General features: G+C 62.6%; 8 protein-coding genes. 5 read left to right on the forward strand and 3 right to left on the reverse strand.

Annotated elements, in window-relative coordinates; all coding sequences use genetic code 11:
- Positions 1-72: 72 nt before the first annotated feature.
- Genes flhA through HAT86_RS13915 form a run of 3 tightly spaced genes read left to right on the forward strand, consistent with a single transcriptional unit; the run spans position 73 to position 4042 of the window.
- Positions 73-2235 (forward strand): flagellar biosynthesis protein FlhA, encoded by a 2163-nt coding sequence (gene flhA / locus HAT86_RS13905; RefSeq protein ID WP_167199020.1) that lies wholly within the window; start codon positions 73-75, stop codon positions 2233-2235.
- The gene (locus tag HAT86_RS13910) at positions 2232-3329 is read left to right on the forward strand and encodes a flagellar biosynthesis protein FlhF (RefSeq protein ID WP_167199023.1); all 1098 of its coding nucleotides are present in this window, start codon (positions 2232-2234) and stop codon (positions 3327-3329) included. The genes flhA and HAT86_RS13910 overlap by 4 nt, the downstream gene beginning before the upstream one ends.
- Positions 3326-4042, forward strand: a complete 717-nt coding sequence (locus tag HAT86_RS13915) for a sigma-70 family RNA polymerase sigma factor (protein WP_167199026.1) — start codon at positions 3326-3328, stop codon at positions 4040-4042. Before HAT86_RS13910 ends, HAT86_RS13915 begins: the two co-directional genes overlap by 4 nt.
- A 40-nt stretch (positions 4043-4082) precedes the next feature.
- Here the strand turns inward: HAT86_RS13915 and fliD are convergent, their stop codons facing one another.
- Genes fliD through HAT86_RS13930 form a run of 3 tightly spaced genes read right to left on the reverse strand, consistent with a single transcriptional unit; the run spans position 4083 to position 7709 of the window.
- Positions 4083-5708: a flagellar filament capping protein FliD gene (gene fliD, locus HAT86_RS13920; protein WP_167199029.1), complete on the reverse strand. Its 1626-nt coding sequence runs from the start codon at positions 5706-5708 to the stop codon at positions 4083-4085.
- 50 nt (positions 5709-5758) lie between these two features.
- A complete protein-coding gene (locus HAT86_RS13925) occupies positions 5759-6937 on the reverse strand; it encodes a flagellar motor protein MotB (protein ID WP_167199032.1) in 1179 nt (392 codons plus the stop codon).
- A gap of 10 nt (positions 6938-6947) precedes the next feature.
- Positions 6948-7709 (reverse strand): motility protein A, encoded by a 762-nt coding sequence (locus HAT86_RS13930; RefSeq protein ID WP_167199035.1) that lies wholly within the window; start codon positions 7707-7709, stop codon positions 6948-6950.
- Between the two features lie 234 nt (positions 7710-7943).
- Between HAT86_RS13930 and HAT86_RS13935 the strand changes: the two genes are divergently transcribed.
- Together HAT86_RS13935 and HAT86_RS13940 are read left to right on the forward strand one after the other, a co-directional pair.
- Entirely contained in the window at positions 7944-9404 is a 1461-nt protein-coding gene (locus tag HAT86_RS13935; protein WP_167199038.1) for a flagellin N-terminal helical domain-containing protein, read from the forward strand.
- 194 nt (positions 9405-9598) lie between these two features.
- On the forward strand, positions 9599-10390 hold the full coding sequence (locus tag HAT86_RS13940; RefSeq protein ID WP_167199041.1) for an RNA polymerase factor sigma-54: 792 nt from the start codon (positions 9599-9601) through the stop codon (positions 10388-10390).
- Positions 10391-10461 lie beyond the last annotated feature (71 nt).

Consider the following 10461-nt stretch of genomic DNA (forward strand, 5'->3'; position numbering starts at 1 on the left):
AGTCAAAGGTGCCGTGGATTGGCATGAAGATTGCAGCTGGGACGGGGACACGAGGCAAGGAAAGACCCCCTGATGGCTGCTTTGGTGCGAGCTGCAAACAAACCCCAACTCGGAGCAAGCCTTTTGCCAGTGGGCATTCTGGCCGTGGTCGCCATGATGGTGCTGCCGCTGCCATTGGTGCTGCTGGATGTCTTCTTCGTCTTCAACATCCTACTGTCGCTGCTGGTGCTGATGGTGGCGCTCTACAGCTACCGGCCGCTGGATTTCTCGTCCTTTCCGTCTGTCCTGCTGATCGCCACCGTGCTGCGGCTGGCGCTGAACGTGGCCTCGACCCGGATCGTGTTGACCGATGGGCATACCGGCAGCGGCGCGGCGGGGCGGGTGATCGAGGCCTTCGGCAATTTCGTCATCGCGGGCAATTTCGCGGTGGGTATCGTGGTTTTCCTGATTCTGGTCATCATCAACCTCGTCGTCATCACCAAGGGCGCAGGCCGGGTATCGGAAGTATCGGCACGTTTTACTCTGGATGCGATGCCGGGCAAGCAGATGGCGATCGACGCCGATCTAAATGCGGGGCTGATGACGCCAGAACAGGCACGGGCGCGCCGGGCCGAAGTGGGCGAAGAGGCCGATTTCTACGGTGCGATGGACGGTGCGTCGAAATTCGTCAAGGGCGACGCGATTGCCGGAATCCTGATCCTGCTGGCCAATATCTTGGGTGGCATCATCATCGGCACGTCGCAGCACGGGCTGTCCTTCGGAAGCGCGGCGGAAACCTATGTGCTGCTATCCATTGGCGACGGACTGGTGGCGCAGATCCCGTCCCTGTTGCTGTCGATCGCCACCGCGATCATCGTGACCCGCGTGGCCTCGACCCAGGACATGGCGGGCCATATCGGCGCGCAGATCGGGCTGCACCGGGCCTGGGTGCCGGTAGCGGCGGTGATGGGTATCATGGGGATGATCCCCGGCATGCCCAACGGCCTGTTCCTGCTCTTTGCGCTGGCGGCCGCCGTGGTGGCATGGATCACGCGCGACAAGGGCGAGACTGGGGCAACCGCGAAACCGGCCGGCGGTCCGGCGGTGCGCCCCAACGCCCTGCCCGCGCCAGGCGCGGCGTCCGGCGGCGCGTCCGACACGCGCTCTGATGCCGACGACTCGAACGCGATTACCGCCGAAGACGTCACCGATTACGCGCCGATCACCATCCAGATCGGCTTTGGCCTGATCCCGCTGATCGAGGAAAGCGCGGGCGGGGCGCTGGTGCCGCGGATCACCTCGATCCGGCGCGAAGTGTCCAAGGCGATGGGCTTTGTCATTCCCGGCGTGCGCATCCGCGACGACATGGGCCTGCCCACCAACACCTACCGTATCCGTATCCGCCAAGCCGTGGTGGCCGAGGATGCGGCTTACCCGGATCGCAAGCTGGCGCTGCCGGGCGGCAGCACCATCCGCAAGCTGCGCGGGATCGAGGTGAAAGACCCATCCTTCGGGCTGGACGCGGTCTGGATCCAACCGCATCAGCAGACCGAGGCCGAGGCGGATGACTATGTCGTGGTCGAACCCGCCTCGGTGATCGCCACCCACCTGAGCCAGATGCTGTATGCCCATGCCGCCGACCTGATCGGCGCGGATGACGTGCAGGGCCTGCTCGACAATCTTGAACGGGTGGCCCCGACGCTGGTGGAATCGGTGGTGCCAAAACTGGTGCCGCTGCACGTTCTGACGGCGGTGTTGCGTGGCCTCTTGATCGAACGCATGCCGATTGCCGACCTGCCGCGCATTCTCGAGGATCTGGCCGGTATGTCGGGCCGGGTATCCGACCCGCAGGACATGGCCGAAACGCTGCGCCGCGCACTGGCGCCGCAACTCTTGCAGCAGATCGCACCGCTAAAAGAGAGCCTGCACCTGATCACGCTGTCCTCGGCGCTGGAAGAGTTGCTGGTGCGCTCGGTGCACGGATCCGCCGGGCTGATCGTGGATGACGGGCTGACGCGGCAGATCCTGACGCAGCTCAACGCCGCCGAAGAATCCGTAATCGCCAAGGGCAGCCAGCCTGTGGTGGTCGTGTCGGCGCAGCTGCGCCGCCCCTTCGCCGCCTTCCTGCGCGCCCATGGTGTGACCTCAATCGTTTTGGCGGTGTCGGAACTGCCGGACAACCGCAAGGTCGAGATCGCCGCCAGCATCGGTGCTCAGCTTCCCCCTGCCCCTGACGACAGAGAGTCCGGCCAATGAGTACGATGACGTTTTACGCCCGCGACAATGCGACGGCGTTTGAGCTTGTTGAACGCCGCTTCGGGTCCGACGCGCTGATCCTGTCCACCGTCTACGTGGACGGTCGGGTCGAGATCACCGCCACGGACGAGGCCCCGCCTCCGACGACAACTTCCGCCAGCGTGCAGGGGCCAAAACCCGGATCGCGGATCGACATGATGATCGATGCGCCCTTGTCGCCCGACCCTGTTGCGCCACCGGCCTCTGGCGCTGGCGCGCCCGCGCCGGGCCTGCCCCGGTTTCTCGATCGCTCGGCCCCGCGCCCGTTCCCCGAGGTGTTGCAAGAGGCCCAGTCAACTCTCGGGTCATCGGCCCCTGGGGCTTCGGCTCCTGACCGGAACCCTCAACCGCTACAGCCACCGGACGAGACAGCGCCGCGCCGCGACCCGGCGCTGTTGCGAGCCGATCTTCTGGCGGCGTCGCGGGTCGTTCTGGTAGGTCCGTGTGGCGCGGGCAAGACGCAGGTGGCGCTTCAACTGGCGCTGCTGCGCCGGACGCAACATCCGCACAGCCTTGCAACATTTGTTTTTTGTGGCACCGGTTCCAAGGCGGACGGCGCGGTTTTGGCACAGAAATCGCATCTACTGGGTATGAAGACCGTTTTCAGAACACCCACCGATCTGACCACCCCGCTGGGCCATGGCACCGAGATCGTTCTTGTGTCCGGGCGGGCCAAGGCGGCACAGGGCGCCGCCCGAAACCTGTTGGACACACCGGGAGCCAAGGCGCTGCTTGTGTTGCCTGACGGGCTGCGGTCGGACCGGATGACACGGCTTGGCAGCCGTTGGCAAGAGATCACGTCCAGCGCGGCCATCGGCTATGTCGAACCGGCAGACATCGCCGATGTCGATTTGGCCCCTGTTAAGGCGGCCGGGCTTGACCTGCTGTGGTTCTCGGCCGCGGACACGCTGGTGGACGGGCTGCACCCGACCCCGTCCGGGGACGGGTCCGCAGCGCCGCCCACCCCGGAAGCCGAGATAGCGGATACCCCGGCGGAGCCTTCCCCACAGATTGTTTTTCGCCGTCACAAGACGAAGTCGGAGGCACGGCCATGATTGCCCCTTTACGCTATGCGGAACAGCAACCCTCTCCGACCAACCTGGTCGAGGGGCATTTGTCGCTGGTTCAGCGGCTGGCATGGCATTTCTACGGGCGGGTCAGCCGTTATGTCGAAATCGACGACCTGTTGCAGGCGGGCTATGTCGGGCTGGTCGGGGCGGCGCAACGCTATACCGCCTGCGACGGGGTCAGCTTTTCTGCTTATGCCGCGATCCGGGTCCGGGGCGCGATCATCGATCACCTGCGCAGCAATTCAAACCTATGCCGCAATACGATTTCCATGCGCAAGAAGGTCGAACAGGCCCGGCGCGACCTGTCCCAAGAACTGGGGCGCGAGCCGGAAACGCTCGAACTGGCCGAAAAGCTGAAGATGCCACCCGAAGACCTGCTGGATTGGGAAAACCGGTTCCAAGTCAACCAGGTGCAATCGCTCGACGAGATCTACACTGATCATTCGATCCTGTTCAGCGACACCCAGGGCACGGCCGAGGATGATCTTGAGCGCACACAGCTCAAGGTGATCCTCAAGGAATCGATCGGCGAATTGCCCGAACGCAGCGCGCTGGTTCTACAACTCTACTATGTCGAGGAACTGAACGTGTATGAAATCGCGGCCATTCTCGAAGTCTCGACCGGGCGCGTGTCGCAGATCAAGAAAGCCGCAGTCGAGCAGCTGCGCGACATCATCCAGGCGCGTCTGGCCAACTGAGCCAAGGCGCGCCCGGAGAATCAGACAGGGGCGCGCGGCGTCAGTTGTCGGAATTCCATCCGTCGATGAGATTGGTCAGGTAATCCCCGGTCGAGTTCAACTGGGTGATGATCCGCTCCATCTCGGTGAAGCGGGACAAGTAGCGCGCGCGCAGGTCTTCGCTGCGCGTGTCCAGAGCTTCGAGCGCGCTGGACTCGTCGGCGATTGTCTCTTTTAACGTGGTTTCGCGCTGTTCCAGCAATGTGCCGTTGTCGATGGTGTCCGACAGGTAGGATTGCAGGCTGCTAAGCATGCTGGGACGGAACGCGATCTCGGCTGCGGTGGTGTCGGCGGCGGCCGTCAAGGTGATGCCGCGCATCGGTCCCGAATTGACCGAATAGAGCCAGGTGCCGTCGTCCTGCGCCTGCCCGATCAGCGCAACACCATCAAGGCTGGCCGCGCCGGTCGCCGGGTCGCGGGTCAGCGTGACCGCCCCCGTCTCCGGCGATCCAGCCGGGGCGCCGCCCACCTGCACACTGGGGGCAGAGGCCGTCAGGTCATCGCGGATCAGCGGGTTAAGCAGCAGCGGGTTTTCAGTCAGGGCCTCGGTGAACTTGGCCGCGTTAAGCGACAGGCTGCCATCGCGCTCGGTCATCACGCCGATGTCGGCCAGATGTGTGTTGGTGCTGCCAAAGCCGCGTGCAAGAACGGTCTCGATCCCAAGCATCACGCTTTCGGTCAGGATGTCCCCGGCCAAGTCCCCGGCGGTGTCGGCTTCGCCAAAGCCACGCTCGGTCAAATCGCTGAAGAGCGACCGGGTGGCATTGATCATGTCGACGAAGCCCTGCATCACTTCGAGTGAGCCCTCGGTATCGGGGGTCGCGGTGATGCTGGCGGGTGTGGTGGTCGGTGCGGTGAGCGAGATATCCACGCCGGGCAGAAGATCTGACACCTCGTTCGAGCTGCGCGTCACGGGGATACCGTTGAGGCTCAGCTCGGCATTGCCGGCGGCCTGAACCTGCACCGCTGCCGGGTCGGCGGCGAAATCCAGCGTGGCAAGACCGGGATCGCTGCCAGCATCGGTGGAAAACCGCAGCGCGTTGGCGGCCCCGGTCTGCGAGATGACACCCAACGAGAACGTGCCGTTGCCGCTGTCGATGACCCGCGCCGAGACACCGTCAAGCAGGCTCAGCTCTTCGGCGACATCAGCCAGGGTGCTGCCGGGGGCAAAGGTGATGGTCTGCGCGGTGGCGGTGCCCGGGGTGAAGACGGGCGGCGTGTCCTCGGACCAGTTGCCCATAGCCACCGTCAAGCTGCCTTGCCCGACCTCGGCATCGGCCGAGGCGTAGCCTGCAAAGTTCAGCACCTGCGACGTGGCCAGCCGATCGACGGCAATTTGCGCCGATTTCAGGTCGAGCGCGTCGGGATCGGTAACCGAAACCTGCACCCCGGAGGTGTCGCTGCGCACCGCCAGCGGTGACGCTTGCCGCATCACGTCCAGCATTTCATTAAGCGTTTCAGTCTGCCCGCGCACGCGTTCATAGCCGGACAGGCGCAGCTCTGCGGTGTCGATGCGCTGGGTGATCAAGGACTTGCGCGGCTCGATCTCGGCCTTGGTCAAGGTCTCCGTCAATTCGGAGATATTCAGCCCGGACCCGCCGGTGTTCAGGGAACTCAGAATATCCATCAGTACGCTCAGCCTCTTCTTGGTGATACCTTGTTAACGGTCGAACGGCTTCAGTAGTTAATCTCAATTTCAATTCGGCGATTTTTTTCGCGCCCATCGGCCGTTGCATTACTGCTCACGGGGGCAGATTCCCCCCGGCTGGTGGCGGTCAAACGCTCGGGGTCGATCAGGCCCGCCCCCGAAAGTTCACGCACCACCGAGGAGGCGCGCGCGGCTGCCAGCCCCCAGTTGTCGCGGTAGGGCGAGGTCGGTGACAGTGGCACTGTATCGGTGTGCCCGGTCACGATGATGCTACTGGCATCGCTCATCGCCGAGAAGGCAAGCCGGGTCATGATCTCGCGCGCTTCGGCGGTCAGGTCGGCATCGCCCGAGGGAAACGCCCCGCCCGCGCCGACAGTCACGACGACCTTGTCCTTGCGCTGTTCGATCGACACCAGCCCTTGCGACACCTGCCGTTGCAACGCGACACGCAGCTCGGCCTCGGCCAGCGCGGCGCTGCGTTCGGCCTGACCCTCGCGGTTGCGCATCTCGGCGGTGTCTTTTTGCTCTTGCACGGCGTCGGCGATCTGCGCCAGCGCATCGCCCAGCCCATCCATCATCACCTCCGAAGTGGCGTCTTGCATGCTGTCCTTGGCAGATTCGAGCGCCTCCGCTGCCGCACCAAGCTGCTCGGCAAGGGTTTCTTCGGTGGGGGCTTGGAACGACAGGACAACCTCTCCGTCCCGTGTTTCGGCGCGCACCTGTCCTTGTTCGAGGGCGTCCTGAATGGCCTCGGCCAGCGCTTCGGCGGCGTCCTGTTTCTCGCGGTCGGCCTCGGAGGCGTCCTGACCCGTGTCGCCATCCTCGCCCGGCCCCTTGTCCTCGGTCTCGGGGCGGGTGATCTCGGGGGCTTCGGTCTCCGTCGTGTCCTGCTTCAACTCCTCGGTGATCGCCACCTCGGGTGAGGGGCTGAACTCAAGGTCCAGCACTGTCGTGCCCTTGGGCTGTTCGAAGACGGGGATTTCGCGCTGGACGCCAAAAGATTGCTTGAGCGATCCGGCGACCATCTTGAACTTGGGCTTGTTGAACTCGGCGAAGGACAGGATCAGCACGAAAAACGCCATCAGAAGCGTGGCGATGTCTGCGAAGGTCGCCATCCAGGCCGGTGCCCCGGTCGGTGGGCACTTGGGGCAATCGTCCTCTTCGGCCTCTTCGAACGGCATCGGGAGCGGAATGGGAGCACGCGCCATTGATCTATCCTTAGGCTGCCATCAGTTTGCTTTGCACCTTGGGCGGCAGAACGGCGACCATCTGTTCCTGCACGTTCCGTCCCGATTCTCCGCGGGCGATGTTGCGCAACCCAGCCACGACCATGTCGCGATACTGCACCTCGACCGCAGAGTAGCCTTCAAGCTTGGCAAGGATCGGTCCGAAGATCACGTTGGCCAGGAAGGCGCCATACAGCGTTGTCAGAAGCGCCACCGCCATTGCCGGGCCGATTGCCTTGGGATCGGCCATGTTGCCCAGCATCTGCACCAACCCGATCAGGGTGCCGATCATGCCCATCGCGGGGGCGATATCGATCCAGCCGCGGATCGCGTCGTGGATCTCCCCGTGGCGGGTCTTCATCGCCTTGATCTCCTGATTGAGCTGCTTGACCAGCTTGGCCTCGTCGGCCCCGTCCACGAGCAATTGCAACCCCTTGGAAAAGAACGGGTCCGGCACATCCTGATTTTCCAACGCCATCAGCCCTTTCTTACGGGCGAGGTCCGACAGTTCGACCATCCGGGTGATCAGCCCTTCGCTGTTCGGCGCCTTGGGCATGAAGACCTTTTTCATTGCACCGAAGCTGCGCAGGAAGATGGGCATCGTGCATTTGTACATCACGGCAAAGAAGGTTCCGCCGACCACGATCAGCAAGGACGCCGTATCCACGAAAGGTCCGAGACCCCCCGCCGCGATCATGGCCCCGATCACCATTCCGACCGCGCCCACCAAACCGATGATCGAAGCTAAATCCATATCCGGGTCCTTCTAACCTGGAACCACATTGAAGGCGGGTGCAGCCCGCCCCGTTATTCAAGCAAGAACCGTACCAAGGTCGGATATGAAATTTATGAATGTATTTTAGGTAGTTAGTGTGAAGCGCGCAGTTTTTACTAAACAAATTCGGGGCAAGTCGTTTCCTTGATCAAGCGCTGGTCGGCGTCAATCAAGCACTGGCCAGCGTCAGAAAACACTCAGGAGACTGAAACCATGACCACCATCAACACCAATATCGGCGCGATCACGGCTCAGGCGAACATGACCCGCGTCAACGAGGACATGAATGCGGCGATGGGTCGTCTGTCCACCGGCCTTCGTATCAACGCGGCGAAAGACGACGCGGCAGGCATGGCCATCGCCGAGAAGATGACATCGCAGATTACCGGCCTGAACCAGGCGGTGCGCAACGCGACCGATGGCAAGAATCTGCTGGACACCACGGAAGGTGCACATGTCGAAGTTTCAAACATGCTGCAGCGTCTTCGCGAACTGTCGGTGCAGTCTGCCAACGACACCAATACGGCATCTGACCGGAACAACCTCGGCGCGGAAGCCAAGCAACTGGTGACCGAGATCAACCGCGTTGCCAAGGACACGACGTTCAACGGCATGAATGTTCTCGACGGCAGCTTCGAGGGCAAGCAGTTCCAGATCGGTGCGGACTCGGGCCAGGTCCTAAATATTGATGTCGACAGCGCGGCGGCGACCGACATCGGCGCGAACACTGTGCAAAGTGCGGTCAGCGTGACCGACGGCACCGACAGCGCCGTTGCCGCAGGCACCACGCTGACCCTCACAGGTTTCGCGGGTAGCGACACGATCACCACAACCGCGGGCCAGTCTGCCAGCGACCTTGCTGCAGAAGTGAACAAGATCTCTGCCGGGACCGGGATTGAAGCCAAGGCCGAGACCAAGGCGCAGTTGTCCGGGTTTACTCAGGACGACAGTATCAGCTTCGATATTGGCACCACTGCGGGCGAGACTGTCAACATCGGTACGGTCAGCATCACCGACGCGACTGACGTGCGCGGTCTGCGTGACGCGATCAACGCGGTGTCTGGCCAGACCGGCATCACCGCGAAGATGGCCGAGAACGACAATAGCGCGATCGTCCTGAACGACGCGAATGGCGATGACATCATCCTCGAGAACGCCACAGCAAGCACGACCGACTTTACAGTCACGGCCTTGAAAGGCGATGGCACTGCAAACGGCACCCTTGCCGTGGGCCAGGCCACAGCCAACGCGGCCGTGACCGGTGAAGTCGAGATGACCTCGACCAAGGCGTTCACGGTTTCTACGGATGCCGCTGCCGCGACCGAACACTTTACCACCGCTGCAAACGGCTCCAAGCTTGAAAGCGTTGCGGCCATCGACCTCTCCACCGTGGAGGGGGCCGCAGACGCGCTGAAGGTGATCGACGTGGCTCTGCAGAAGATCAGCCAGTCGCGCTCGGATCTCGGTGCCGTATCCAATCGCTTGGACAGCACGATCTCGAACCTGACCAACATCACCGTGAACGTCGAAGCGGCGCGCTCGGGGGTGATGGATGCTGATTTTGCGAAAGAATCGTCCGAGATGGCACGGGCAAAGATTCTCCAGCAGGCCGGCACCGCGATGCTTGCACAGGCCAACCAGTCGTCGGAAAACGTGCTCAGCCTGCTGCGCTGATGTCGAAAACCCGACGCTATCTTAAGAACCCCGGCGCTATCGTCGGGGTTTTTTATTTTGTGCCATAGGCTTGGAGGTGTCGGTTTGCGCTACCGATTTTCGACACCGGATCTGTCAAATTGATTGCATTTATTCCAACGGCACGCCGGTGCAGGATTTAAGGCAAGTCGGAAAAAATATGGTCGGGAAAGATTATGAATATGCAATTGATACATCGTCAGATGCAGGGGCAGTCGCTTGTGATGACCAGTGTCATGCAACAGGCGATCTCGCTGCTTCAATTGTCCAACATGGATCTGCAGCGCTATATCGAAAAGGAAGCCGAGGAAAATCCTTTCATCGGTGTAAACCAGCGTCACCGCGCGGTGCCGTCCCTGCCCTACTCGGACGGCGGCCAGGCCAATCAGGACGACCCGATCGCCCGGATCGAAAGCCAGCCCTTGTCACTCTATGGGCATGTCTCGGCCCAGCTCGACATCCTGTTCCCGGATCCGACCGATCGGGCGATGGCGGACCGGTTTCTCGAAGCCCTGGAAACCAATGGCTGGCTAGCCGATCCGCTGGATGAGATCGCGGCCGATTGCGGGCTCGATGACAAGGCCGCGGAAGAAATGCTGTACGCGATCCAGCAGGTCGAACCCGCCGGACTGTTCGCCCGCTCCCTTGCAGAATGCCTGGCGCTTCAGGCCGAAGACCAAGGGCTCATGACACCGCTTTTCCGCAAGGTGCTCGACAACCTGCCGCGCCTCGCTGCGGCGGACTTGGCCGGGCTGGCGCGGGCCTGTGGCTGTGGGCTGGATGATCTACGCGCGCCGCTCAAGCAACTGCGCAGCCTGAACCCGAAACCCGGTGCAGATTTCGTCGTCAACGATGTGTCGGAACGCGAACCCGACCTGATCGTCATCCGGGGCGAGACCGGCTGGGTGGTGGAATTGAACCGCTCGACCCTGCCAGCGGTGGAGGTCGACGAAACCCTGCTGCAGTGAAGGACCACCGGCTGACGCCGGAGGCATCACTTGGAGGAATGTAATTCCAGGTACTGCCGGATGACGTCGTC

This window comes from Roseovarius gahaiensis (genome assembly GCF_011601345.1).
Taxonomy (GTDB): Bacteria; Pseudomonadota; Alphaproteobacteria; order Rhodobacterales; family Rhodobacteraceae; genus Roseovarius; species Roseovarius gahaiensis.